The 23978-nt window shown below is 63.9% G+C and carries 26 protein-coding genes; 14 read left to right on the top strand and 12 right to left on the bottom strand.

Annotated elements, in window-relative coordinates; genetic code table 11:
• Positions 1–199 precede the first annotated feature (199 nt).
• The 4 genes from NLM31_RS40385 to NLM31_RS40370 all read right to left on the bottom strand — a co-directional run bounded on the left by NLM31_RS40385 (position 200) and on the right by NLM31_RS40370 (position 3592).
• Positions 200–661, bottom strand: a complete 462-nt coding sequence (locus NLM31_RS40385) for a DUF3237 domain-containing protein (RefSeq protein WP_254134713.1) — start codon at positions 659–661, stop codon at positions 200–202.
• Positions 662–672: 11 nt separating this feature from the next.
• Positions 673–1992, bottom strand: coding sequence for a TRAP transporter large permease (locus NLM31_RS40380; RefSeq protein ID WP_254134712.1), 1320 nt, complete (start codon positions 1990–1992; stop codon positions 673–675).
• Positions 1993–1994: 2 nt separating this feature from the next.
• The gene (locus NLM31_RS40375; protein WP_234684575.1) at positions 1995–2501 is read right to left on the bottom strand and encodes a TRAP transporter small permease; all 507 of its coding nucleotides are present in this window, start codon (positions 2499–2501) and stop codon (positions 1995–1997) included.
• Between the two features lie 74 nt (positions 2502–2575).
• A complete protein-coding gene (locus tag NLM31_RS40370; protein ID WP_254134711.1) occupies positions 2576–3592 on the bottom strand; it encodes a TRAP transporter substrate-binding protein in 1017 nt (338 codons plus the stop codon).
• Positions 3593–3857: 265 nt separating this feature from the next.
• Between NLM31_RS40370 and pobA the strand changes: the two genes are divergently transcribed.
• A complete protein-coding gene (gene pobA / locus NLM31_RS40365; RefSeq protein ID WP_254134710.1) occupies positions 3858–5027 on the top strand; it encodes a 4-hydroxybenzoate 3-monooxygenase in 1170 nt (389 codons plus the stop codon).
• 225 nt (positions 5028–5252) lie between these two features.
• A complete protein-coding gene (locus NLM31_RS40360; RefSeq protein WP_254134709.1) occupies positions 5253–5672 on the top strand; it encodes a PaaI family thioesterase in 420 nt (139 codons plus the stop codon).
• 3 nt (positions 5673–5675) lie between these two features.
• On the opposite strand, the gene NLM31_RS40355 is transcribed toward NLM31_RS40360, so the two are convergent.
• Complete coding sequence (locus NLM31_RS40355; RefSeq protein ID WP_254134708.1) at positions 5676–6560, bottom strand: LysR family transcriptional regulator; 885 nt, start codon at positions 6558–6560, stop codon at positions 5676–5678.
• A 123-nt stretch (positions 6561–6683) separates the two neighbouring features.
• Between NLM31_RS40355 and NLM31_RS40350 the strand changes: the two genes are divergently transcribed.
• Complete coding sequence (locus NLM31_RS40350; protein ID WP_254195832.1) at positions 6684–7313, top strand: pyridoxamine 5'-phosphate oxidase family protein; 630 nt, start codon at positions 6684–6686, stop codon at positions 7311–7313.
• Here NLM31_RS40350 and NLM31_RS40345 read toward each other — a convergent pair.
• The gene (locus NLM31_RS40345) at positions 7310–8395 is read right to left on the bottom strand and encodes an AbrB family transcriptional regulator (protein ID WP_254134706.1); all 1086 of its coding nucleotides are present in this window, start codon (positions 8393–8395) and stop codon (positions 7310–7312) included. The genes NLM31_RS40350 and NLM31_RS40345 overlap by 4 nt on opposite strands.
• A 100-nt stretch (positions 8396–8495) precedes the next feature.
• A complete protein-coding gene (locus NLM31_RS40340; RefSeq protein ID WP_254134705.1) occupies positions 8496–8777 on the bottom strand; it encodes a PsiF family protein in 282 nt (93 codons plus the stop codon).
• A 186-nt stretch (positions 8778–8963) separates the two neighbouring features.
• Here NLM31_RS40340 and NLM31_RS40335 point away from each other — a divergent pair, with 186 nt between their 5' ends.
• Positions 8964–9473 (top strand): hypothetical protein, encoded by a 510-nt coding sequence (locus NLM31_RS40335; RefSeq protein ID WP_254195831.1) that lies wholly within the window; start codon positions 8964–8966, stop codon positions 9471–9473.
• A 107-nt stretch (positions 9474–9580) separates the two neighbouring features.
• On the opposite strand, the gene NLM31_RS40330 is transcribed toward NLM31_RS40335, so the two are convergent.
• Positions 9581–10129: a TetR/AcrR family transcriptional regulator gene (locus tag NLM31_RS40330; protein ID WP_254134703.1), complete on the bottom strand. Its 549-nt coding sequence runs from the start codon at positions 10127–10129 to the stop codon at positions 9581–9583.
• Positions 10130–10235: 106 nt separating this feature from the next.
• On the opposite strand from NLM31_RS40330, the gene NLM31_RS40325 reads away from it, so the two are divergent.
• The 3 genes from NLM31_RS40325 to NLM31_RS40315 all read left to right on the top strand — a co-directional run bounded on the left by NLM31_RS40325 (position 10236) and on the right by NLM31_RS40315 (position 11904).
• On the top strand, positions 10236–10664 hold the full coding sequence (locus tag NLM31_RS40325; protein ID WP_254196343.1) for a thioesterase family protein: 429 nt from the start codon (positions 10236–10238) through the stop codon (positions 10662–10664).
• 3 nt (positions 10665–10667) lie between these two features.
• A complete protein-coding gene (locus NLM31_RS40320) occupies positions 10668–11144 on the top strand; it encodes a PaaI family thioesterase (protein WP_254195830.1) in 477 nt (158 codons plus the stop codon).
• Positions 11145–11241: 97 nt separating this feature from the next.
• A complete protein-coding gene (locus NLM31_RS40315) occupies positions 11242–11904 on the top strand; it encodes a DsbA family protein (RefSeq protein WP_254195829.1) in 663 nt (220 codons plus the stop codon).
• Positions 11905–11982: 78 nt separating this feature from the next.
• Here the strand turns inward: NLM31_RS40315 and NLM31_RS40310 are convergent, their stop codons facing one another.
• The 3 genes from NLM31_RS40310 to NLM31_RS40300 form a co-directional block, all read right to left on the bottom strand.
• Positions 11983–12189, bottom strand: a complete 207-nt coding sequence (locus NLM31_RS40310) for a hypothetical protein (protein ID WP_045005422.1) — start codon at positions 12187–12189, stop codon at positions 11983–11985.
• A gap of 81 nt (positions 12190–12270) precedes the next feature.
• Complete coding sequence (locus NLM31_RS40305; RefSeq protein WP_254195828.1) at positions 12271–13341, bottom strand: phospholipase; 1071 nt, start codon at positions 13339–13341, stop codon at positions 12271–12273.
• A gap of 20 nt (positions 13342–13361) precedes the next feature.
• Positions 13362–14351 carry a S1C family serine protease gene (locus tag NLM31_RS40300; protein ID WP_254195827.1) on the bottom strand — a complete coding sequence of 330 codons (990 nt, stop codon included), beginning with the start codon at positions 14349–14351 and terminating at the stop codon, positions 13362–13364.
• 284 nt (positions 14352–14635) lie between these two features.
• On the opposite strand from NLM31_RS40300, the gene NLM31_RS40295 reads away from it, so the two are divergent.
• From NLM31_RS40295 to NLM31_RS40265, 7 genes are all read left to right on the top strand, one after another.
• On the top strand, positions 14636–16054 hold the full coding sequence (locus NLM31_RS40295) for a M20 family metallopeptidase (RefSeq protein ID WP_254134697.1): 1419 nt from the start codon (positions 14636–14638) through the stop codon (positions 16052–16054).
• A 260-nt stretch (positions 16055–16314) separates the two neighbouring features.
• Complete coding sequence (locus NLM31_RS40290; protein WP_254134696.1) at positions 16315–18105, top strand: peptide ABC transporter substrate-binding protein; 1791 nt, start codon at positions 16315–16317, stop codon at positions 18103–18105.
• A gap of 29 nt (positions 18106–18134) precedes the next feature.
• Complete coding sequence (locus NLM31_RS40285) at positions 18135–19094, top strand: ABC transporter permease (RefSeq protein WP_254195826.1); 960 nt, start codon at positions 18135–18137, stop codon at positions 19092–19094.
• On the top strand, positions 19060–19977 hold the full coding sequence (locus tag NLM31_RS40280) for an ABC transporter permease (protein ID WP_254134694.1): 918 nt from the start codon (positions 19060–19062) through the stop codon (positions 19975–19977). Before NLM31_RS40285 ends, NLM31_RS40280 begins: the two co-directional genes overlap by 35 nt.
• Complete coding sequence (locus tag NLM31_RS40275; protein WP_254195825.1) at positions 19977–20972, top strand: ABC transporter ATP-binding protein; 996 nt, start codon at positions 19977–19979, stop codon at positions 20970–20972. The genes NLM31_RS40280 and NLM31_RS40275 overlap by 1 nt, the downstream gene beginning before the upstream one ends.
• The gene (locus NLM31_RS40270; RefSeq protein ID WP_254195824.1) at positions 20969–21937 is read left to right on the top strand and encodes an ABC transporter ATP-binding protein; all 969 of its coding nucleotides are present in this window, start codon (positions 20969–20971) and stop codon (positions 21935–21937) included. The genes NLM31_RS40275 and NLM31_RS40270 overlap by 4 nt, the downstream gene beginning before the upstream one ends.
• Before the next feature lie 67 nt (positions 21938–22004).
• Positions 22005–23255, top strand: coding sequence for an MFS transporter (locus NLM31_RS40265; protein ID WP_254195823.1), 1251 nt, complete (start codon positions 22005–22007; stop codon positions 23253–23255).
• A gap of 12 nt (positions 23256–23267) precedes the next feature.
• Here NLM31_RS40265 and NLM31_RS40260 read toward each other — a convergent pair whose 3' ends face one another.
• Positions 23268–23936 carry an HAD family phosphatase gene (locus tag NLM31_RS40260; protein WP_309143719.1) on the bottom strand — a complete coding sequence of 223 codons (669 nt, stop codon included), beginning with the start codon at positions 23934–23936 and terminating at the stop codon, positions 23268–23270.
• Positions 23937–23978: the final 42 nt, after the last annotated feature.

Below are 23978 nucleotides of genomic sequence, written 5' to 3'. Positions count from 1 at the left end.
TATAACGAATTCTGCGGGAGTCAATATGGGGCCGGCGCCGTGGCCTTCACATTCGATGTCGTCCCGGCGAAAGCCGGAATCCATAGTCCCAGGGAGAAATTTGGCGAAGATTCGTCGTCCGACGCTCCTACCGTCCGCGATCGATAGATCACGCGGTATGGGTCCCGGCGTTCGCCGGGACGACGGCCGAGTGTGTAGCTCACACCACCTGGTGGACGTCGATCACCACCCGGTCCGCATGCCGCGCCGCTGAGCCCACAAAGATGTGCTCCATCAGCCAGCGGTACGTCTCGTGCCCCGTCTCGAATTTCGGCACGGTCCGGAAGTAGATCAGTTTCGGATCGACCGGCTCGCCGCGCTTGAGCTTTTGCAAGAGGTCGACCGGGCCGAAGCGCATGCCCTTGTTCTCGACATAGACGATGGCGCCGTCGTCGGTCTCGAAGGCGTATTTGGCTTCGAGATCGATCAGCTCGTTCGGGCGGATGGTCTGGAAGTCGGCGCCGAAGGGCAGCACCTTGCCGGTGATCGCACCTGTCACCTCGCCACCGATGATCGGGATGATGCGACGGACGCCGATGCCGGTTTCGCCGGCGGTGATGACGTCGCCGATTTTTGCGGTGATGGTGAAGGCGTATCTTGTCTCGAGTGTCGGTGTGGTCATCGCTTCACCCTTCAATGCGCCATCATGCGCGTCGGCAGCCAGGTCGCCAGCAGCGGGAACGCGATCAAAATCACCAGACGCACCAGGTCGGTCGCCACGAACGGAATCACGCCCTTGAAGATGGTGGAGAAGGAGACGTCCTTCACCACGCTCTTGATGACAAAGACGTTCATGCCGACCGGCGGATGGATCAGGCCGAGTTCGACGGTCATGACGATGATGACGCCGAACCAGATCGGATCGAAGCCGAGATGCGTGATGACCGGGAAGATGATCGGTACGGTCAGGATGATCATCGCCATGGCATCCATCAGGCAGCCGAGCACGAGATACATCACCATGATCAGCGCCAGCACGCCGTAGGGGCCCAAGCCCAGGCCGGTGAGGAATTCCGTCACTTTCTGCGGCGTCTGCGTCACCGTGAGGAAATAGCCGAAGATCAGCGCACCGATCAGTACGGTGAACACGGCCGCCGCCGTGCGCGTTGCCTGGAGCAGCGAAGCCAGGATCTTCTCGCGATCGAGCCGGCCCGTGACGACGCCGATGATGAAAGCACCGGTGGCGCCGACGCCGCCGGCTTCCGTCGGCGTGAAGCGCGGCAGGAACGGCAGGCCGTAGAGGCCGCCGATCACGAACACGAACAGCAGCACCGGCGCCCAGATGTCCTTCAGGCCGGCGAAGCGCTCGCGCCAGGGCAGCACCTTGCCCTTGGGCAGGAAGTCGGGGCGTAAATAGCCGATCAGAAAGATCGTGATCATGTACATGGTCATCGCCAGCAGGCCCGGAATGATGCCGGCGATGAAGAGTTTTCCGATGTCCTGCTCGGTGATGATGCCGTAGACGGCAAGCACGGTGGAGGGCGGCAGCATCGCACCCAGCGTGCCGCCGGCCGCAATCACGCCGGTGGCAAAGGATTGCGGATAGCCGAAGCGGCGCATCTCCGGGTAGGCGACCGCCGAGAACGTCGCCGCGGTCGCGACCGACGAGCCGCAGATCGCGGCAAAGCCGCCGCAGGCGCCGACGGTGGCAATGCCGAGGCCGCCGCGCAAGTGCCCGACAAAGCCGTTGGCGGCGCGGAACAACTCGCGGCTCATGCCGGAATTGCTGACGAAGGAGCCCATCAGCAGAAACATCGGGATGACGCCGAAGGTGTAGTCGGTCACCGTGCGCATCGAGGTCTGGCCGACCAGCTTCAACGCCGGCGTTGCGCCGACCAGATAGGAGAAGCCGGAGACGCCGACGAGGCCCATCGCCATGCCGACGGGCACGCGCAGCAGCATCAGAGCGAACAGGGAAACGAAGCCGATAACGGCGACGGCATCGGTGCTCATGATTACTCCGTCGCCTTGAGCTTGGGGTCGTGCATCTCTTCGGGATGGAAGATCAGCCGGTAGGTGCGGATCGCGATCAGCAGAACAGCCGAAACGTCACCGATCCAGGCGATCGCGAAGAACGGCCAGGTCGGCATGTGCATGTCGAACGTCTGGACGTTGTCGTTGTAGGTGCCGCGAACCTTGTCGAACAGCGTCCAGGTCTGCACGGTGACGACGAACAGCAGCACCAGCGTCGCGAACACGTCGATCCAGCGCTGATAGCGCGGCCCGACATTGCCCCAGACCAGGTCGACCGTGATGTGGGTCCCGCGATAGGAGGTCGCGGCGATGCCCCAGAAAATGAGGATGCCGAGCAGCATGCGGCCGATGTCGAAGCTGTCGGGAATCGAATAGTTCAGCGTGTTGCGCAGCAGCACCGACAGAAAGATGTCGAGCGCGACGATGCCGACGAAGGCAGCGGCGATCCATTCGATCGAGTCGATGACGCGATCCATCCAGCGCTTCATGGGTGGAGGGTCCTCAAATTTGCAGGAAAGCGGCGGCGGAACGATTCCCGCCGCCGCTTCTGTTTCGGTGAAAACTACTCCGCCAGCGCGTTGTACTTCTTCAACGACGCCTTCAAATCCGCCAGCGCTGCGTCGGGATCGATGCCGGCCTTCTTGGCGCCATCACCCCAGGTCTTGACCAGCGGCTCGGACGCCTTCTTCCAGGCGGCGGTCTGGTCCGGCGTCAGCTTGTAGACCTCGTGGCCTTCCTCCGCCTTCACCTTGTCGATGCCGGCATCCTCGAACTTGCCCCAGTGCTCGCCGACCACGCCGGCCATTTCGGTCGAGCAGTTCTTGTCGATCGCGGCCTTCTGCTTGTCGGACATTGCGTCGTACTTGTCCTTGTTCATCACGAACACGAAGGTCGTGGTGTAGAGCGGCGCCTCCATATGGTACTTCGTGACCTTGTCGATGCCGAACAGCACCAGCGAGCCCCAGGGGAAGGTGACGCCGTCGGCGACGCCGCGCTCGATGATGTCGCGCACTTCAGGCGCGGAGGACTGCACATTGGTGCCGCCGAGCGCGGTGACGAAATTCGCCATGGTGGCGTGAGCCGGGCGGATCTTCATGCCCTTCACGTCCTCCGGCATCACGATCTTCTTGGTGCGGGAGTGGAAGGAGGAGGGCGAGTGGACGAAGGCGAGGCAGTATTTGACGTCCTTCATCTCCTTCGCGGCATATTTGCGATACCAGGCGTCCAGGCCCTCCGAGCCGCCCTTGGCATCCGAGATCAGGAACGGCAATTCGCCGGCGCCGATGATCGGGAAGCGGCCGGGCTGGTAGCCGGGATTGACATAAGTGACGTCAGCGATGCCGTCGCGCGCCATGTCGTAATGGTCAAAAGCCTTGCCGAGCTGCTGGGCCGGAAACACCTTGCCCGTGATGGTGCCGCCGGAATCCTTGTTCACCGCGGCCACCCAGTCTTCCAGAGATTTTTGCAGCGGATGCGACGCCGGCACCCAATGCGAGACCTTCAGGTCAAAAGTCTTGTCCTGCGCGAACGCAGGCGTCACGCTTGCTGCCAGCAGCAAAGCCAGACAGGCTTTCCTCATCGGTCGTGTCTCCCTCTTTTCGACGGCGGGCTTCGCTGGCCCGGCCTCATTAATTAACATGTTATCTAATTGGCTGGCGCGTTCAAGCCGGAACTGCCGCGGCGTGCCGCCGCGTCATCTATGTCAGCCATGTTGCATGGATTTGTCGCGATGCGGCGACGAGCACTCCCCTTTTGCCCAACCGTTATATGATATAATTATCGCGCGCGGACGACCGCCACAAGCGAGCCGCGACGAAAGCCTACAGGATCGGGAGGAGCAAGTATTGCGGACAAAAGTCGCAATCATCGGGGCCGGGCCGGCAGGATTGTTGCTTGGGCAACTTCTGCACCAATACGGCATCGACAATGTCATTCTTGAGCGGCAGAGCCCGGATTACGTGCTGGGCCGCATCCGCGCCGGTCTCCTGGAGGAGGGAACGGTCGGGCTGCTCGACCAGATCGGCGCCGGCGCGCGGGCGCATGCCGAAGGCCTGGTGCATGAGGGTATCGAGCTCGCCTTCGATGGCCGCCGTCATCGCATCGACATGAAGGCCGCGACCGGCAAGACGGTCATGATCTATGGCCAGACCGAGGTCACGCTCGACCTGATGAATGCGCGGAAAGCGGCAGGCCTCATCACCGTCTACGAAGCCAAGGATGTGCAGCCGCACGATTTCGACGGCAGTCACCCGCGCGTAACCTGGGTCAAGGACGGCATCACCCACACGCTCGATTGCGACTTCATCGCCGGCTGCGACGGCTTTCACGGCGTCAGCCGCGCCAGCGTCCCGGCCTCGGCGATCGCCGAGTTCGAGCGGGTCTATCCGTTCGGCTGGCTCGGCATTCTTTCAGAGACGCCGCCGGTCAGCCACGAGCTGATCTATTCCAACCATGCCCGCGGCTTTGCACTCTGCACCATGCGCTCGCTGAAGCGCAGCCGACATTATTTGCAGTGCTCGCTCAACGACCATGTCGACGAGTGGCCCGACGATCGCTTCTGGGACGAATTGAAGCGCCGGCTCGACCAGGAGGCCGCCGACAGTCTTGTGACAGGCCCCTCGATCGAGAAGAGCATCGCGCCGCTGCGCAGCTTCGTCGCCGAGCCGATGCGCTTCGGCAAGATGTTTTTGTGCGGCGATGCTGCCCACATCGTGCCGCCGACCGGCGCCAAGGGGCTGAACCTGGCGGCAAGCGATGCGCATTACCTGTCGGGCGCGCTCCGGGAATTCTACGACGAGAAATCGAGCGCGGGGATCGATGCCTATTCCGCCAGGGCGCTGGCGCGGGTCTGGAAGGCCGTGCGCTTCTCCTGGTGGATGACATCGATGCTGCACAAATTCCCTGATAACGGCAGCATCGGCGCACGCATCCAGGTTGCCGAGCTCGACTACGTCACGCAGTCGCAGGCCGCGATGACGTCGCTGTCGGAGAATTACGTGGGGTTGCCGTTTTAGGAAGGTGCCGTAGGGTGGGCAAAGGCGCGAAGCGCCGTGCCCACGTCTTCCTATAATTGCGAAAGCTCGTGGGCACGCTTCGCTTTGCCCACCCTACGGCACCGTCCTTGCGGCCCGTCCATTTCAAACACCCGCGCAAATCTCGTTTAAAACTTTGTAATTGATGCGTCCGTCACGTCCATCGCGTTCAATGGCAACAATCATTGCAACGGATACGAGACACGCATGACCGACACCGCCATCCCCGCAGGTTTCGAGCCGCATCTCCGCAGCGGTCCGCTCACGGAGCCCTGGAAACCGATCTACGCAAAGAAAACCGAGAAGGCCTTCATCCTCGGTCTTCGGCTGGACCGGCCGCATACCAACGGCCGTGGCATGATTCACGGGGGCCTCATCGCAGCACTTGCAGACAATGCGATGGGCTACAGCTGCGCGCAGGCGACGGGCTGGACCACCTCGTTCGTGACGGTCTCGCTCACGGTTGATTTCGTCGGCCAAGCGGGGATCGGCCAGTGGCTTGCCATCGAGAGCGACGTGATCAAGACCGGCAAGACCATCTGCTTCGCGCAGTGCCTGGCGAAGGCCGATGATGTCGTGATCGCGCGCGCCAGCGGGACGTTTCGCGTGGTGCCGAGGAAGGCGTAAGACCTACCCAAATCGCCAATCCGCCGTCTCCACGACGAGATCGATGAACGCGCGCACCTTGGCCGAGAGCAGGCGCGAGGTCGGATAGACGATGTGGATCGGCAGGGCCGGCTGCTCGTATTTCGCCAGCAGGATCTTCAGCCGCCCGCTCTTCAAGCCGTCGGCGGCCTGATAGGCCAGCACGCGCGTGATGCCGCCGCCGGCCTCGGCATATTGCAGGGCGGCGTCGGCGCTGTTGCTGGTGAAGCGCGGGGACGGCGCCACCTCGATATCGCGGCCGTCCTGCGCGAAGCGCCACGCTATCGCGGGACCGAACAGGATGGTCTGATGCTCGGTCAGCGCCTCCGGCGTCTTCGGCTCGCCATGGCGCTTCAAATAACCGGGCGTGGCCACCGTGATCCGCCGCATCTCGCCGACCTGGCGCGCAACCAGTGAGGAATCGGCGAGGTGGCCGATACGGACGGCGGCATCGACGGCGTCCTCCACGAGGTTGACGAGGTTGTCCGAGAGCCTGAGCTCGCAGGCGACCTCGGGATAGCGTTTGAGATAGGTGGTCATGACGGGGCCGACATGCAGCCGCCCGAAGCCGACCGGGGCCGACACCACCAGCTTTCCGCTCGGCCGGTTGCGCTCCTCCCGCGCCGAGCCGTCGGCCTCCTCGACGTCGGCGAGGATTCGACGGGCGCGTTCCAGATAGCGGGTGCCGACGTCGGTCAATCTCACCTGCCGGGTGGTCCGCTGCAGCAGCCGCGCGCCGAGATGCTCTTCCAGCGCAGCAATCAGTCGTGTCACCGCCGAGGGCGACAGCCGTAGCTTGCGCGCCGCGGGCGCAAAGCCGCGCAGATCGGCGACGGTGACGAACACGTGCATGGCTTCCAGGCGATCCATGGGCATTATTGCATATATTGCAACGATGAAGTGTCAATAGGTCCGATTGTTTTGATCGCCGGAAGGTCCATTTTAATCCCCGAAAGACGCAGAGATGCGCCGGAATTTTCAGGAGATATTCCGATGACCGCAGTCCACACCTATGCCAGCGACGTCGCCTTTACCCCCGCGGTGAAGGCGATCCAGGCGCGCAAGGGCTCGCGCGAAGCCTATGGCCGCGTCGAGCAGCGCGGCTGGCGCACCGAGGTCGATGAAAACCTCGAGGCATTTCTCGCCGACGCCAACAGCTTCTATTTCTCCACGGCCTCGGCGGACGGCCAGCCCTATATCCAGCATCGCGGCGGCCCGAAGGGGTTTCTGAAGGTGCTGGACAAGCAGACGCTCGCCTTCGCCGACTATGCCGGCAATCAGCAATATCTGACCCAGGGCAATCTCTCGGAGAACCCCAAGGCCTACATCTTCGTGATGGACTATGCCCATCGCCGCCGGGTCAAGATCTGGGGCGAGGCGCGCGTGGTCGAGGACGACGATGCGCTGACGGACGCGCTGATGCCGAAAGGCTATCGCGCCCGGCCCGAGCAGGTGATCGTGTTCAAGATCGCGGCCTGGGACACCAATTGCCCGCAGCACATTCCGCAGAAGTTCGACGCCGCGGATGTGGCGGCGGCGCTGGCGGCGAGGGACCAGCGGATTGCGGAGCTCGAGGCGCAGGTCGCGGCGCTGACGGGGCAGGCGACGCCAGCGGAACGCTAATCGTCGACGTCGTCCTGCGTGCGGCCGAACAGATGCACGATGCCCGGCGTCGCGATGGTGACGAACACGAAGCGCGAAAGGTGATGGGCGCCGACGAAGATCGGATCGATGTGTAGCGTCAGTGCCAGCGCCAGCATGGCGTCCATCGCGCCGGGCGCAAAGGCAACGACGACGTCGGAGAACTTCACCTGCGTCGTGATTGCCACGATACCGACGAAGATCGAGGAGACGGCGATCGCCACGGCGAACGAGCCGAGCGCGGCGTTGATGTGGCCGGCCAGCGTCTTGATCCGCATCCGGGCAAAGCGGCTGCCGATCAGCGCGCCGATGCCGACCAGCGCGACACCGCGCACCCAGTTCGGCAGGCCGCCCTCGACCCACCCCGCGCCATGCAGCACGCTGGAGGCGATCATCGCGCCGAACATCCAGCTTGCCGGAAACTTGATCAGACGCAGCACGAGCGACGCCGCCAGCGATGCGGCCACCAGCTCCAGAAGATCGAGCGGCGAAGCAATGGCCGTCGTCAGCGATGGCGCGACGGAGGGGGCGACGCCCGCGATCGCCAGCACCATCGGCAGCGCCGCGGTGAGGATGATCACGCGCATGGTCTGCACCACCGCGATGCCTGGCAGGTCGGCGCCGCGCTCAACCGCCAAAATCGTGATCTGTGACAGCGCACCGGGGCTGCCGGCGAGGAAAGCCGACGTACGGTCCCAGCCGTGGACGCGCTGCAAGTAATAGCTCGAGCCGAAGGTCGAGCAGAATGTCGCGAGCGCCAGCAGCCCGATGGTGAGCGGGTAGGCGCTGACCTGCTGGATCAGATGGCGCGAAACGACGGAGCCCAGCGAAATGCCGAGCAGCACCAGCACAGTCTGGGTCAGGAGCGGCGGCACCGAAAGCTGGCGTCCGGCAATCGCGGCAATCCCGACCGCAATCATCGATCCCGAGATCAATCCGCCCGGAAGGCCCGCGGCCAGAAAGGCCAGGCCCCCGGCGGCGCCGATGACGAGCGTCTCCGCGGTGCTCAAAACCTTGGCACGGCTCGGCCATTCGAACGGGAGGGAGGCGGTGATTTGCTTCACGCCGCCTTATCGCAAATCGGCGAGAGGCGCACAATTGCAGGCTCGTCATGCCGCAATGCGTGCGCCTCCCGCCAAAGGCGAGGGGAGGATTGTGACGGATTTACTTCTTGTCGGCGGCAGGCGCAGGAGCAGCAGCGCCACCGGCCTTCGCGGTCTTGATGCACTCGGAGCGGAATTTCTTGCGCTCCTTGCCATGCAGGCCCTTGGCGTCCGCCTGCTTGGAGCATTCGAGCGACTCGGCCGAGTGCTCCTTCGGCGCCTTCTTGTCGGTGGTGGCAGCGGCATCGGTCTTTGCGGCCGGCGCAGCGGTCTGCGCGAAGGCAGTGCCGGTGGCGAACAGCGAGGCGATCGCGACGACGGCGAGGCGGGTGGCGAGGGTCATGGTGTGGCTCTTCTTGCGAGAGTTGCGGAGGAGCGCGAACGTCGGCCTGCCTTGCTGAACGCCACATGAATAATCCTGAACGGTGCGATCACTATATTTTGGCTCCGAGCCCCATCGCTTCCTTGTCGGAAGTCCGGGGCACGCTAGGATAGCAATCCTCGTTTGCTTCCCTGAGGGAGACCAAGGATGACCATTCAAGCCAAATTGTTGTGTGCGATTGCGGCGTCGAGCGTTGCCGCGCTGATGGCGAGTGCGCCGGCGCAGGCGCTGACCTCGCAGGAGTGCAGTGCGAAATACCAGGCCGCCAAGAAGGACGGCTCGCTCGGCACCATGAAGTGGAATGACTTCCGCAAGGCCCAGTGCGGCGCCGATGCAACGCCGGCTGCCGCACCGACAGCGGCGGCCCCGGCAGCGCCCGCGCCTGCTGCCGAGCCCAAGGCGGCCGCGAAGAAGGAGGCGGCTCCCGCCGCCGCCCCGGCGCCGACCATGCCGACCATGCCGGTGGGCAACGCCGTCTTCCCGAACGCGGTCGATGCCAAATACGCCAAGGAGAGCGCCGGCAAGGCTCGCCTCCATACCTGCGTCGACCAGTACAACGCCAACAAGGCCACCAACGGCAATGGCGGCATGAAGTGGATCGAGAAAGGCGGCGGCTATTACAGCGAATGCAACAAGAAGCTGAAGGGCGCCGCCTGAGCTTCAATCTGACGCCGAGGCCGGAGCCAAGCTCCGGCCTCTTGCTTAGGTTATTGTTAGAGCATGATCTTTTCGGAAAGCCGCTTCACACTTTTCCGGATCATGCTCTAGTCCAGCAATTTCTCGGCCGATTTCGCCACGAGCTGCGACCGCTTGCGCGGGCCGCGCTCGACGAACAACAGGCTTTGGCCGAAGATGAAGCAATAGAACAGGAACGCCTGCGCCTCGGCCTCCTCGGGCTCGAGACCGGTCGCGCGATAGAGCTCGGCAACGTGCTTCAGCCGGGCTGCATCCACACTCGCCACCGCCGCAGCGGCGCTCTCGTCGGAGCGCGCCCACTGCCGGATCGCGAGTTCGATCGCCATGCCCTCCGGATTGAGCCGCTCGGAATAGAGCTGGATCACCGCCCTCAACCGCTCGCGGGGCGCTTGCCCGTCCAGGCTGGTCTGCTGTGCGATTGATGCCGAGCGTCCCTCGCGCCAGTGCACCAGCATGGCGTCGAGCAGCGCGGCGCGGTCGGCGAAGCGGCGGTAGAAGCCGCCCTTGGTGACGCCCAAATTCTTGGCGAGCACCTCGACCCGTACCCCTTCGACCCCAGCGCGGGCGAGCTCGGTAAACCCCGCCTCGACCCAGACATCGCCCTTGCCGTCGTTCATGAAGGAAGCCTCACCGGTTCTTGATACGGTGCCGTATTGCTAACGCGTCCCACGCCTGATACGCTACCGTATCAAGATCAAAAGACAGACAGGGCAGGGAATGGCGATGGAGCAAGAGGCGACCTATCGCGGCACGGTCTATCCATGGCAGTGCGATCACGTCGGTCACATGAACATCATGTGGTACGTCGGCAAATTCGACGAGGCCAATTGGAATTGGTTCGCCCGGCTCGGGCTGACGCCGAGCTATCTCCGCTCCTCCGGCCGCGGCATGGCGGCGGTGCAGCAGAACATCACCTACAAGCGCGAGCTGCTCGCCGGCGACATCGTCGAGATACGCAGCCATCTGCTGGAGGTTCGCGACAAGTCAATCCGCTTCCGGCACGAGATGACGAATGCCGAGACCGGCGAGATGGCTGCGTTCTGCGAAATCACCGCCGTGCACATGGATCGCAGCCAGCGCAAATCCGCGGCGTTCGCGGATGCCATCCGCGAGATCACACTGAGATATCTCGTCGAACCGGCCGAGGTCTGAGCCATGGCTGCGTTCGAGCCGAAAAATCCCGGCTATCGTGCGGCGGCCATTGCGATGTTTGAGGGCCAGCCGGCGATGCGCACGCTCGGCATCGTGATCGTCCGCCTCGCGCCGGGCGAGGTCGAGCTGGCGATGCTGCATTCCCCTGAATTCACGCAGCAGAACGGTTTCATCCATGCCGGGATCATCACCGCCGGGCTCGACAATTCCTGCGGTGTCGCCGCCTTCACACTGATGCCGTCGGAGGCCGATATCCTCACCGTCGAGTTCAAGACCACGCTGCTCGCCCCTGCCCGCGGCGAGCGTTTCGTGTTCAAGGCCGAGGTGATCAAGCCCGGCCGCACGTTGACCTTCTGCGAGGCAAAGGCGTTCGCCGAGCACGACGGCAAGACCACGCTGATTGCCACCATGACCGGAACGCTGATGGCGATGCTGCCCCGCGCCGACACTCGGGGCGCGCCGGCCATTGTCGTGTCATAACGCGGCAATGACATCCCACCCACAACGTCCTATATGAGCCGTAACAATTCCCGGTCCTGGCCGTATTTGCGGCGATAGGACCGAAACGGGACGAGATATGACTGGATTCAGGACTAAGGGCTTTGGGCCGACACGACGCGCCGCGTTGACGTTGATCGGGGCGGGCGTCTTCGCGGCTGGCGGGGTGACGTTGGCGCGCGCGGCTGCTGGCAGCGAAGACGAAGTGCTGACCGAAGCCAGGGTGTTGCGCGATCCCGACGTCCCCGTCGCCGGCAATCCCGATGGCAACATCAGCATCATCGAGTGGTCCGACTACAATTGTCCCTATTGCCGCAAGCTCGAGCCCGAGCTGCGCCAGGTCATCCAGGACGACGGCAAGGTCAGGCTGGTTCTGAAGGACTGGCCGATCCTCGGGCCCGTCTCCGTGACGGCCGCCCGGATCGCACTCGCCGCGAAATACCAGGACAAGTACCACAAGGCCCATGACGCCATGATGGGTGTCAGCTCGCGCCTGACCGAGTCGCGCATCAACGAGCTGCTCGCGGCCGCCGGCGTCGACATGGACCGCCTCAAGGGCGACCTCACCGCGCGCGCCAAGGACATCGACGCGATCCTCAAGCGCAACAACGAGCAGGCCGAGGCCTTCGGCTTCCGCGGCACGCCGTCCTTCATTGTCGGCAAATATCGCGTACCCGGTGCGCTCAGCATGGCCGAGTTCGAGCAGGTCATCGCCGACGCCCGCAAGGCCAAGATGAACTGACGCGCAGCAGCGTTCATCGCAGCCAACACAAAGGCGCCGCCGCGGATCGCGACGGCGCCTTGTTCATTGCGGGCGAGATTACTTCGACGAAATCCGGACCCAGTCCTTGTGCGCGCGGTCCTGCAGCGCATTCCAGTCGGCCTTCGCGACATCCCAGTTCACGATGGTGCGATTGGCAGTCGCGACCTCGCCATTGGCGACGGACGACGTCTGCATGGAATCATAGACATACACGCCGCAGCCGAGCAGCAGCGCACCCAAAATCATTCCGAAAAAAGTCTGCATGGCGAACCTCCGGTGTGGGCGGATAACGTCGGCCCGGAGTGATGGTTCCGCGGCACTACGGCGCGGGTAAGGACGACCCATTCATCCGCCATTCAGCCATTGCAGCAGATCCGCGTTGATCTCGCGCGGATAGGTGTGACTGAGATCGTCGATCTCGCGGTAGGTGACATCGGCGCCGGTGGCCGCGAGTGCCGCTTGCGTCTGCCGTGCGGTCTGCACCGGAAACATCCAGTCGAGCTTGCCGTGAGTGATGAAGATCGGCAGGCCTTGCAGGCGCGTGGCATCGGCCATCTCCGCCATCAGCGGATGGAAGGTCGCCGACACCGGTGCGAGATGAGTGAAGGGCGAGGCGCCATCCAGCCCGCTGACATAGCAGAATGTGCCGCCGTCGCTCATGCCGGTCAGCAGCATCCGCGAGGCATCGACCCGCCAGCGGCTGCGCACGGTTTCGAGTATCCGCATCAGATTGGGCGTGTCGGTGTCGTCTCCCATCAGCGCCCAGGTCTGTCCGGTCGCGGTCGGTGCCACCAGGATCGCGCCAAGGCTGCGGGCATCGCGCAGCCAGCTCCACAGAAAGCCGCGGCCATTGCCGCTGCCGCCATGCAGCGCCATCACCAGAGGCCAGTTGCGATCGGGCGTGTAATACTCGGGAACGTAGACCGAGAAGCCGCCGCGGCTGCCGGGCTCGTTGTGATCATGGAAGACGCCGGTGTCCTCGCCGGCGGCGACCTCCAGCCGCGCCAGCAACTCACCATTCTCGCGATTGCCGGTGTTGAGGAAGAAATTGCTCACCGGTGGAAACTGCGCAGACAGCGGATAAAGCGCCTCTTGTGCCCGCGGCAGATGGCGTAGCGCGCGGAACACCGCGACGAGATCACCATTGCCGCGCTCGACGTCGCGGATGCCGGCAAACGCGGACAGCGTCTCGTCGCAGGCGCGATCGAGCCGCTCGCGCAGTCCGGCGAACTGCTCCGGCCACGCTCCGATCGCTGCGCGTGCCGACCGAAGCGCATCGTCCGGTGCGCCGATGGCGTTCATCACCGAGCCGAAGGCCGGCGGATGCAAATGCCGGGCGAAGTAGCCGAGCGCCTCCAGTGCATTGAGCAACGGCGGCAGCACGGCCACGATGTCGTCAACGACGGCCTCGGTCATCGCTGCTTCCTCTGTCTGGATCAGTGCAGCTTCGGCGCTTTCAGGAGCTTGAAGCGATCGGTCGAGGTCACCGTGACGTCGAAGGTGACGCCCTCATGATGCGCGGTGCCTTGATGATGCACGGTGAGAGGCACGTCGACGCCGGCGGCACCGAGGCCCCACATCTTCTTGTAGAAGTCGGTCTGGCTCGTGACCTTCTCGCCATCCACGGCAAGAATGACGTCGCCGGTCTTGAGTTCGGCGCGCGCGGCGGGACCGTTGGCGGAGATTCCGATCACCACCACGCGGTTGTCGATCTCGGTCGAAAAGAGTCCGAGCCACGGACGTGCCGGCTTGTTGACACGGCCGAACTTGCGGAGGTCGTCGAGGATCGGCTTTAGCAGGTCGATCGGCACGATCATGTTGACATGCTCGGCCTTGCCGTCGCGTTCACGCTCGAGCTGGAGCGAGCCGATGCCGATCAGCTCGCCGCGCTCGTTGATCAGTCCCGTGCCGCCCCAGTTCGGATGAGCCGGATAGGTGAACAAGGCCTCGTCGAGCAGATACTCCCAGTAGCCCGCGAATTCCTGCTTGGCGACGATCTGGCTCGCGACCGATCGCGTTCGCCCGCCGGCGCCGCCGACCACGACGCGGTCGCCGAGCCGGGTGTCCGCCGAGGAGCCGAGCGGCAGCGGCTCGATGTCGAGCCGGCCGAGCGCCTGCACCAGGCCGAAGCCGGTGACGGAATCGAAGCCGAGCACATGTCCCTCCACCACGCGCCCGTCGCCGAGGTGAAGCCAGACGGATTCCGCCTCGGTAATGAGATAGCCGATGGTCAGCACCAGCCCGTCGTCGATCACGACGCCGTTGCCGGCGCGCTCGGTGCCGAGTGTTTCGGCGCTGAAAGCGTCCGGCGGAATGATGGCGTGCAGGCCGACGACGGAGGCGAGCGCACGATCGAGATCGAAGCCGTAATCGCTCGCACGCGGCTGATTGGCTGGCGGCACTCTCCATTCGGTCAGGGCGGGCATGGAGTTCTCCTGGCTGAGAGCATCGCTCCGCCATGGCTGCGGAACGACGCGCGAAGCAAGCATAATTTAGGCCGGAGGAGGCCGTCTTGAAAGGCTTGACCGCAACTATTCCAAATGTCGCCGCCGATTTCCGAAGATGACAGGCATTGTTCACCTAAAGCCGGGCGGCAACTGCCCAATCCGGCATCGGTCGCATGGCTGGTGTCCCGCGAGATGCTAGGCGGAGTTCAATGAAGCTGCTAACCATTGCCGCTTCGTTTGACCAAGAGATCACGGACCAAACCATGGACAATCGCAGCGACATCTGGCGTGGCATCGACACGATCAAGGGACGTTTCATCGACCTGAGCGACAAGGTCTGGGGTATGCCCGAGGTCTGCTACACCGAGGCGCGTTCCGCCGCCGAGCATCTCGCCGAGTTGCGCCACCAGGGTTTCCGCATCACCGAGAAAGTGGCGGGCATTCCGACCGCGGTGATGGGCGAATGGGGCGAGGGCGGTCCGGTCATCGCCTTCATGGGTGAATATGACGCCCTGCCGGGTCTGAGCCAGGAGGCTGGTGTCGCCGAGCATCGTCCGGTCGAGACCGGCGGCCACGGCCATGGCTGCGGTCACAATCTGCTCGGTTCCGCAGCGCTCCTCGCCGCCACCGCCGTCAAGGACTGGCTCGCCGAGAACAAGGTGCCCGGCCGTGTGCGCTATTACGGTTGCCCGGCGGAAGAGGGCGGCGCGGCCAAGGCCTTCATGGTGCGCTCCGGCGCGTTCGAGGACGCCGATATCGCCATCACCTGGCATCCGCATAGTTTCTGGGAAGTCGCGGTGACGCCGTCGCTGGCCAACACCCGCGCGGACTTCATCTTCACCGGCCGCACCTCGCATGCTGCGGCGTCGCCCCATCTCGGCCGCTCCGCGCTCGACGCGGTGGAGCTGATGAATGTCGGCGTGAACTACATGCGCGAGCACATGCCGAGCGATGCGCGCGTGCACTACGCGCTGCTCGACACCGGCGGCATTGCGCCCAACGTGGTGCAGGCCCATGCCCGCGTGCGCTATTCCATTCGCGCCCGTGATCTGCCCGGCATGAACGAGCTGGTCGGGCGCGTCAGCAAGATCGCGGAGGGGGCGGCCTTGATGACCGAGACCAAGGTCGAGATGAAGATCATCTCCGCTGTCTCCAACATCCTGCCCAACACGCCGCTGGAACAGGCGCTGCACCGGGTCATGGAAGAGCTCGGACCGCCGCATTTCGACGATGCCGACAATGGCTTTGCCAGCCAGATCCGCGCGACGCTGACCGACAAGGACATCGCGTCGGTCTATTACGCGATCGGCATGGAGCCGACCGATCGGCCGCTGGCCGACTTCCTGGTGCCGCTCGACGCCAAGCGCAACCCCTTGGTTGGCTCGACGGACGTCGGCGATGTAAGCTGGGTGGTGCCGACCGTGCAGGTACACGCACCAACGGTTGCAATCGGCACCCCGTTCCACACCTGGCAGGTGGTCGCGCAGGGCAAGAGCCCGCATGCCCACAAGGCGATGGTGCAGGCGGCCAAGGCCATGGCCGGCCTTGGCATCAAGGCGATGACCGAACCGGAACTGATCAAGGCCGCGAAGGCCGATCTCACGAAGCGGACGACCAAAACGCCTTATATCTGCCCGCTGCCGGACCACGTCGCGCCGCCACTCAATATGTCCGTGGCGTAGAATTCCATCTCGATACTTCGTCTGATCTGAAGAACAAATTTTCCGCAGTGCAACTTGGTTTCCCGCGGATTTTGGCGCGGGAATGCCGAACCGTTGGGCTGCGGAAGGAAGTTTTGCTCAACAGACAGCCAGAACACCGTTTGCACACACACGGCCGCAGTTGACGCGCGGCCTATTCAGTGTGCCATCTACCGCCAGCCAAACTCGGCGGCCGGGCTGCGGCCGCCTGCATCCATACGGGAACCAGACGGGGGACAACCATGCTGGATAAAGAACTGCGTTCGATGATCGGTGACGTGAAGGACGGGCGCATGGATCGCCGCGCCTTCATCCAGCGCCTGGCCGCCGTCGGCCTCACCGCTCCCATGGCCAACCAGATCCTCGCCATCGGCGGCGTCGCCATGGCGCAGAGCCCGTCACCCTATCCGCCGACCAAGCGCGGCGGCGGCGGCCCGCTCAAGCTGTTGTGGTGGCAGGGACCGACCTTGCTCAATCCGCATTTCGCGACCGGCACCAAGGACCAGGACGGCTCGCGCGTGTTCTACGAGCCGCTTGCAAGCTGGGACGTGGACGGCAATCTCAACCCGATTCTCGCCGCCGAAATTCCGTCAACTGCAAATGGCGGCCTCGCCGCCGACGGCAAGTCGGTCATCTGGAAGATCAAGCCCGGCGTCAAATGGCATGACGGCAAGCCGCTGACAGCCGACGATTTCGTGTTCACCTTCACCTATGCCAGCGATCCTGCCACGGCGGCTGTCTCTATCAGCACCTACGCCGACATGACGGTCGAGAAGGTGGACGACCTTACCATTCGTATCCTGTTCAAGAACCCGACGCCGTTCTGGGCCAATGCTTTCGTCGGCGCGTACGGATGCGTCATCCCGAAGCATCTGTTTGGCGACTACATCGGATCGAAATCCCGTGAGGCGCCGACCAATCTGGCCCCGGTGGGCACCGGCCCCTACAAATTCGTCGAGTTCAAGCCGGGCGACCTCGTCCGTGGTGCGTTGAACCCCGACTACCACATGCCCAACCGTCCGTATTTCGACACCATCGACATGAAGGGCGGCGGCGATGCCGTCTCTGCGGCACGCGCGGTGATCCAGACCGGCGAGTTCGATTTTGCCTGGAACATGCAAGTCGAGGACGACGTGCTGCTGCGCCTGGAGAAGGGCGGCAAGGGTAAGACCGTTTATGCCGTAGGTGGCGACATCGAGTTCATCGCTATCAATTTCACCGACCCGAACACGGAGGTCGATGGCGAGCGGTCCTCGATGAAGACCAAGCATCCGATCTTTTCCGATCCGAACGTTCGCAAGGCGCTGGCTCTCCTGGTGGACCGCGAGTCCGTCAAGAAGGCGATCTACGGTCGCGCTGGACGCACCACGGCCAACTACCTCAACGGTCCCGAGAAGTTCGTCTCCAAGAACACCTCCTGGGAGTTCAACATCGAGAAGGCGTCGAAGATGCTGGACGACGCCGGCTGGAAGGTCGGCGCAGACGGCATCCGTGAGAAGGATGGAAAGAAATTCAAGCTCCTGTACCAGACCTCGACCAACGGTCCGCGCCAGAAGACTCAGGCCATCGTCAAGCAGGCCTGCCAGAAGGCTGGCATCGACGTCGAGCTGAAGTCGGTCGTTGCTTCGGTGTTCTTCTCGTCGGACGTTGCCAACAACGACACCTATCCAAAGTTTTACGCCGACATCGAGATGTTCCAGATCCCGATGACACAGCCGGATCCGGCTTTGCATATGCGCCGCTACATCTCGGCCAATGTGGCAACCAAAGAGAACAAGTGGCAGGGCCCGAATTATCCCCGCTATGTCAACAAGGACTATGATGCGGCGATTGCCGCGGCCGAGACCGAGATCGACCTGGTCAAACGGGCGGCGCTCTATATCAAGTGCAACGACCTGTTGTGGCAGGACACCGTGTTCATTCCGGTGATGCACCGTCTTACGGTGGACGCCTGCGCCAACACGCTGAAGCCGGTCATCTCGGGCTGGGCCAATCGGACCGACAACATCCAGGATTGGTACCGGGAGGCATGATCGCGAGGGCATAGACGGGATTCTTCCCCATGAGCCAGTATGTCCTGCGTCGCCTCCTGATCGCCATTCCGAGCTTGCTCGGCATCTCGGCGGTGCTGTTCTTCGTCCTGGCGCTCGCGCCCGGGGATCCCTTCTCGGAACTGGCGACCAATCCGAACGTGCCACCCGAAGTGCAGGCTGCACTTCGGGCCAGGTTCGGGCTCGATGATCCGATCTATCTGCGCTACCTGCACTGGCTATCCGCCATGGTGCACGGCGACTGGGGCTTCTCCTTCGTCAGCCGGATGAACGTCGACACGCTCATCCTGCAGCGCCTGCCGGCCACGCTCTACGTGATCGGTTCGGCACAGATCCTGGCGTTGCTGATCGCGATTCCCGTCGGCGTCTATGCGGCGACAAAGCCCTATTCGCTGTTCGACCAGATCGCGAACACGCTCGCCTTCGTCGGTTTTTCGCTGCCGACCTTCTTCACGGGCATCCTGTTCATCCTGATCTTCTCGGTCACGCTGGACTGGCTGCCCTTCGTCTACACCACCGACATCAAGGCCACGGGCATCCACTACGTGCTCGAGATGATCCGGCAGGCGATCATGCCGGTCGCCGTGCTCGGCCTGTTCCAGGCGGCGTCGATGACGCGCTTCGTGCGCTCGGCGATGCTCGACGTGATCCGGCTCGATTACGTCACCACGGCGCGGGCCAAGGGGCTCGGGCAGGCCAAGGTCATCGTCAAGCATGTGATGCGCAACGCCATGATTCCGGTCGTCACGCTGATCGCACTGCAGATGCCCGCGGTGTTCGGTGGCGCCATCGTCACCGAGCAGATCTTTCGCATTCCCGGCATCGGCTCGCTGCTGATCTCCTCCATTCTCTCCAATGACACCCCGGTCGTGATGGCCGTGACCTTTGTGTTCGCCTGTCTGGTGGTGCTCTTCAATCTCATCGCGGATGTGCTGTATGGCTGGCTTGACCCTCGCATCTCCCTCCGCTGAGCGGGGCGTCTACTCGCCCTGGCGCGAGACGTGGCGGCGCTACAGCCGCCACAAGCTCGCCGTCGTCAGCGCGATCCTGCTGCTCGTCCTGATTCTTGCTGTTGTGGTCGGCCCCTTCATCTGGCGGATCAAGATCAACGACATCGATATCGTGGCGGGCATGCAAGGGCCGTCGCTCGCGCATCCCTTCGGCACCGACGACCTCGGCCAGGACATTCTGGCGCGGATGATCTATGGCGGGCGTATCTCGCTTGCGGTCGGATTGGCCGCGATGCTGGTCTCGGTGTTCATCGGCACGCTGATCGGTGCGCTCGCCGGCATGTCCCGCGGCGCGCTCGGGCATGGTCTGATGTGGCTCACCGACCTCTTTCTGTCGCTGCCCCAACTGCCGCTGCTCCTGCTGCTGATCTATCTCTTCCGCGACGGGTTGAAGCAGATGTTCGGTCCCGAAGGCGGCATCTTCATCCTGATCGTCCTCGTCATCGGCGGCTTGCGCTGGATGCCGGTGGCGCGCCTCGTGCGCGCGCAGTTCCTGTCGATCCGCGAGAAGGAGTTCGTCGAGGCCGCGCGCGCGCTCGGTGCGAGCCCGGTGCGGCAGGTGGTGAAGCACATCCTGCCCAATGCGCTCGGTCCGGTGATCATCGCCGGCACCATCGACGTTGCCGCCGCGATCATCGCGGAATCGACGCTGTCCTTCCTGGGTCTCGGCTTTCCGCCGGATACCCCGACCTGGGGCCGGCTGCTGTATGATGCCAAGGACTTCCTCGACATCGGCCCGCACTGGGCCTTGTTCCCGGGCGGCGCGATCTTCATCGCGGTGGTCGCGATCAATTTCATCGGCGACGGTCTGCGTGACGCGCTCGATGCGCGACGGGTGATCTGATGGCGCCGCTGCTCGAGATCAAGGGTCTCAAGACCCACTTCTCCACCGACGACGGCATCCTGCAGGCCGTCGACGGCGTCGACATCACCATCAACAAGGGCGAGACGCTCTGCGTCGTCGGCGAGTCCGGCTGCGGCAAGACCGTCACCGCAATGTCGATTCTGAAGCTGATCGCGATGCCGCCGGGCCGCATTGCGGCGGGCGAAATCATCTTCGAGGGCCGCGATCTGGTGCCGCTGACGAGCAACCAGCTCGACGAGATCCGCGCCAAGGAGATCGGCTTCATCTTCCAGGAGCCGATGACCTCGCTCAATCCGGTGCTGACGGTCGGCGAGCAGATCGCCGAGAGCCTGCGTCGCCACGAGAACGTCACCAGGAAACAGGCGCTCGATCGCACCATCGAGATGCTGAAGCTCGTGCAGATCCCCAATGCCGAAGGCCGCGTGCACAATTATCCGCACCAGTTCTCCGGCGGCATGCGCCAGCGCGTGATGATCGCGATGGCGCTGGCCTGCAAGCCCAAGCTGATCATCGCCGACGAGCCGACCACTGCGCTCGACGTCACCATCCAGGCGCAGATCCTCGACCTGCTCCAGGACATGAAGGAGCGCTTCGGCATGGCGGTGATGCTGATCACCCATGCCATGGGCGTCGTCGCCGAGACGGCACAGCGCGTCGTCGTGATGTATGCCGGCAAGGTGGTGGAGGAGGCCGATGTCGACGCGCTCTTCGCCGATCCGCGCCATCCCTATACGCAGGGCCTAATCCGCTCGATCCCGCGCATCGATCTCGACAGCGAGCACAAGACGCGACTCGAGGCGATCGGTGGCTCGGTGCCGATCCTGATCAACCCGCCGGTCGGTTGCCGTTTTGCGCCGCGCTGCAAGTTTGCCATGGACGTCTGCACCGAGAAGGAGCCGCTGCTGCGCGAGATCGCGCCCGGCCACCGCATGGCCTGCCATCTCGGAGATACGCGGTTGGGAGGCGCGGCATGAGCGAGCCTCTGCTCCGCGTCAGCGGCCTGAAGAAATATTTCCCCGTGCTCGGCGGCCTGTTGTCTCGCCAGGTCGGTACCGTCTATGCGGTCGACGGCGTGTCGTTCTCGGTCAATCGGGGCGAGACGCTCGGTCTCGTCGGCGAATCCGGTTGCGGCAAGTCGACGACCGGGCGCTGCGTGCTGCGCCTGATCGAGCCGACCGACGGCGAAGTCATGTTCGACGGCCAGGACATCGGCAAGCTCGGCGGCAACGATCTGCGCGCGATGCGGCGGAACATGCAGCTGGTCTTCCAGGATCCGTTCGCCTCGCTCAACCCGCGCATGACGGTCGGCTCCATTCTCGGCGAAGCTTTCACCATCCACAATCTCGCATCGAACGCCAGGGAGCGCGAAGAGCGCGTCGCGGGCCTGCTGGTCAAGGTCGGCCTCAAGGCCGAGCACATGCGGCGCTATCCGCATGAGTTCTCCGGCGGTCAACGCCAGCGCATCGTGATCGCGCGGGCGCTCGCGGTCGAACCCAAGCTGATCGTCTGCGATGAGCCGGTGTCAGCGCTCGACGTCTCGATCCAGGCGCAGGTCATCAACCTGCTGGAAGATCTCCAGGCCGAGTTGAACCTCACCTATCTCTTTGTCGCGCACGACCTCTCGGTGGTCGAGCACATTTCCGACCGCGTCGCCGTGATGTATCTCGGCCGCATCGTCGAGCTGGCGAAGGCGAGCGACCTCTATCGCAATCCGCAGCATCCTTACACCAAGGCGCTGCTTTCCGCCGTACCGGTGCCGGATCCCAAGCTCAAGCGCAACCGCATCCGCCTCAAGGGCGACGTGCCGAGCCCGATGAAGCCGCCGTCGGGCTGTCACTTTCACACCCGTTGCCCGATCGCCCAGCCGCGCTGTGCGGAAAGTGCGCCGGAACTGAAGGAAGGCGCGGGCGGACACTTCGTGGCGTGTCATCTGGCCTGAGTTGCGCGGTGCATAGGTCCTCGGAGGCCTTGATCCCAACGGACTGGCTGGCGTAGGGGGGGGACACATGAGCCAGCTACAGGATGTGACTCTCGGCGCGGTCGATACGGACCGTGCGACGGACCGCGATGCGGCAGCGCGCCGGGCGCTGTGGGGATCAGCGCTCGGCTACGCCATGGACGGGTTCGACCTCCTAATCCTCGGCTTCATGCTGACGGCGATTTCGAAAGACCTTCATCTTACCCAGCCGCAGGCGGCCTCGCTGGTCACGGGGACCCTGGTCGGCGCGGTCGTCGGCGGCATGGTCTTCGGCATGCTGTCGGACCGGCTTGGCCGCGTGCGGGTTCTGACCTGGAGCATCGTCCTGTTCGCGGTCTTCACCGGCCTGTGTGCGCTGGCGCAGGGCTATTGGGACCTGCTGGCCTACCGGGCCATTGCCGGCATCGGCCTCGGTGGCGAATTCGGCATCGGCATGGCGCTGGTGGCCGAGACCTGGCCCGCGAGCAAGCGCGCCCGGGCCACGTCCTATGTCGGGCTCGGCTGGCAGTTCGGCGTGCTTACGGCGGCGCTGGTGACGCCGGTGCTGTTGCCGATCATTGGCTGGCGCGGGATGTTTGCGCTCGGCGTGTTTCCGGCAGTGGTCGCTTACGTGATCCGGCGCAAGCTGCACGAGCCGGACGTCTTCATCGCGCACAAGGCGAAGGCAATGAAGACCGGTTCGTCACTTCGCGCGCTCGTGGCTGATGCGGGGACGACCCGGATCGGCATCGGAATGATCATTCTCTGCTCGGTGCAGAATTTTGGCTATTACGGCATCATGATCTGGCTGCCGAACTATCTCTCGACGCGGTTCGGCTATGGCCTGACCCAATCGGCGCTCTGGACGGCCGTTACCATCGCCGGCATGGCGCTCGGCATCTTCCTGTTCGGTCATGCGGCCGATCGTTTCGGCCGCCGTGTGGCGTTTCTGACCTACATGCTGGGCGCAGCCGTCATGGTGGTGGTCTATTCGCAGCTGACGACCGCCGGTGCGCTGCTGGTCGGCGGCGCCGTGATGGGCTTCTTCGTCAACGGCATGCTCGGCGGCTACGGCGCGCTGATGAGCGAGCTTTATCCGACCGCGGCGCGCGCGACGGCACAAAACGTGTTCTTCAACATCGGTCGGGCGGTGGCCGGCTTCGGACCGCTGGTCGTCGGCATCGTCAGTGCCGCGTACGGCTTCCCGACCGCAATCGCGGGTCTTGCGCTGCTCTATCTCATCGACATCGTGGCGCTGCTTACGCTGATCCCGGAGCGGCGCGGTGTCGATCTCGCCTGACGTCGCATGCGTTCACCGTTCGCGAAGCAGGCCATAGCCTGAAAGGGCCTGCCTGAACGTCTCCGGCGATGTGTGATGATGGGCCAGGAGGCCAGCCTCGCGCGCGCCGGCAACATTCGCCGCCAGATCGTCGACGAACAGGACGGTTTCCGGCCTCACCTTGAGCTCCGACAGACACAGACGGTAGCACTGCGGGTCGGGCTTCGCCGTCTTGAACTCGGCCGATGTGTAGATTTTGGAGCCGAACAGCGGCCGCAATTCCGGCAGCAACGTATCGATGTGATCGGCGACCAGCGTGGTATTGTTGGTCAGGATCGCAATATCGACGGTTCGGCGGAGCTGCCCGACAATCTCCAGCATCGCGCGATCGGCCCGCATCGAACAGCGTCGCGCCTCCACCCATTCGTCGAGCGACAGCGGATAGCCGATCCGTTCGCCGAAGCCCCGCAGATAATCGACGGCATCGAGCGCGCCGGAGTCTCCGAGCAGTTCGAAGCCGCTGTCCCAGATCGCCTGGTGAACGAATTCGTCGGTCGATCCGGCAAGCTTCGCCAGGCGCGCGACGCGCTTTCCCCTGTCGTAGTCGCAGAGGACGTTGTCCATATCGAACAGGACGAGCTTGATGTCACCAGGCACGGCCGCACTCTCGGATGGCCGAACTTCGGCCGTGACCGGAGTCATATCCGGTCGAAGCGCAGGCGACAAACCCGGACGTTGGCGTCG

It is taken from the genome of Bradyrhizobium sp. CCGUVB4N, from assembly GCF_024199945.1.
GTDB lineage: Bacteria > Pseudomonadota > Alphaproteobacteria > Rhizobiales > Xanthobacteraceae > Bradyrhizobium.
This window is presented reverse-complemented; position numbering and strand designations above follow the sequence as displayed.

Bases quoted from the DNA above. Each gene is read 5' to 3' on its own strand.
- NLM31_RS40295 (WP_254134697.1), top strand. From the start codon at position 14,636: ATGGACAATCGCAGCGACATCTGGCGTGGCATCGACACGATCAAGGGA.
- NLM31_RS40380 (WP_254134712.1), bottom strand. From the start codon at position 1,992: ATGAGCACCGATGCCGTCGCCGTTATCGGCTTCGTTTCCCTGTTCGCT.
- NLM31_RS40285 (WP_254195826.1), top strand. From the start codon at position 18,135: ATGAGCCAGTATGTCCTGCGTCGCCTCCTGATCGCCATTCCGAGCTTG.
- NLM31_RS40355 (WP_254134708.1), bottom strand. From the start codon at position 6,560: ATGGATCGCCTGGAAGCCATGCACGTGTTCGTCACCGTCGCCGATCTG.
- NLM31_RS40320 (WP_254195830.1), top strand. From the start codon at position 10,668: ATGGCTGCGTTCGAGCCGAAAAATCCCGGCTATCGTGCGGCGGCCATT.
- NLM31_RS40290 (WP_254134696.1), top strand. From the start codon at position 16,315: ATGCTGGATAAAGAACTGCGTTCGATGATCGGTGACGTGAAGGACGGG.
- NLM31_RS40300 (WP_254195827.1), bottom strand. From the start codon at position 14,351: ATGCCCGCCCTGACCGAATGGAGAGTGCCGCCAGCCAATCAGCCGCGT.
- NLM31_RS40265 (WP_254195823.1), top strand. From the start codon at position 22,005: ATGAGCCAGCTACAGGATGTGACTCTCGGCGCGGTCGATACGGACCGT.
- NLM31_RS40335 (WP_254195831.1), top strand. From the start codon at position 8,964: ATGACCATTCAAGCCAAATTGTTGTGTGCGATTGCGGCGTCGAGCGTT.
- NLM31_RS40340 (WP_254134705.1), bottom strand. From the start codon at position 8,777: ATGACCCTCGCCACCCGCCTCGCCGTCGTCGCGATCGCCTCGCTGTTC.
- NLM31_RS40305 (WP_254195828.1), bottom strand. From the start codon at position 13,341: ATGACCGAGGCCGTCGTTGACGACATCGTGGCCGTGCTGCCGCCGTTG.
- NLM31_RS40370 (WP_254134711.1), bottom strand. From the start codon at position 3,592: ATGAGGAAAGCCTGTCTGGCTTTGCTGCTGGCAGCAAGCGTGACGCCT.
- NLM31_RS40375 (WP_234684575.1), bottom strand. From the start codon at position 2,501: ATGAAGCGCTGGATGGATCGCGTCATCGACTCGATCGAATGGATCGCC.
- NLM31_RS40275 (WP_254195825.1), top strand. From the start codon at position 19,977: ATGGCGCCGCTGCTCGAGATCAAGGGTCTCAAGACCCACTTCTCCACC.
- NLM31_RS40360 (WP_254134709.1), top strand. From the start codon at position 5,253: ATGACCGACACCGCCATCCCCGCAGGTTTCGAGCCGCATCTCCGCAGC.
- NLM31_RS40270 (WP_254195824.1), top strand. From the start codon at position 20,969: ATGAGCGAGCCTCTGCTCCGCGTCAGCGGCCTGAAGAAATATTTCCCC.
- NLM31_RS40315 (WP_254195829.1), top strand. From the start codon at position 11,242: ATGACTGGATTCAGGACTAAGGGCTTTGGGCCGACACGACGCGCCGCG.
- NLM31_RS40325 (WP_254196343.1), top strand. From the start codon at position 10,236: ATGGAGCAAGAGGCGACCTATCGCGGCACGGTCTATCCATGGCAGTGC.
- NLM31_RS40280 (WP_254134694.1), top strand. From the start codon at position 19,060: ATGGCTGGCTTGACCCTCGCATCTCCCTCCGCTGAGCGGGGCGTCTAC.
- NLM31_RS40385 (WP_254134713.1), bottom strand. From the start codon at position 661: ATGACCACACCGACACTCGAGACAAGATACGCCTTCACCATCACCGCA.
- NLM31_RS40330 (WP_254134703.1), bottom strand. From the start codon at position 10,129: ATGAACGACGGCAAGGGCGATGTCTGGGTCGAGGCGGGGTTTACCGAG.
- NLM31_RS40310 (WP_045005422.1), bottom strand. From the start codon at position 12,189: ATGCAGACTTTTTTCGGAATGATTTTGGGTGCGCTGCTGCTCGGCTGC.
- NLM31_RS40260 (WP_309143719.1), bottom strand. From the start codon at position 23,936: ATGACTCCGGTCACGGCCGAAGTTCGGCCATCCGAGAGTGCGGCCGTG.
- NLM31_RS40350 (WP_254195832.1), top strand. From the start codon at position 6,684: ATGACCGCAGTCCACACCTATGCCAGCGACGTCGCCTTTACCCCCGCG.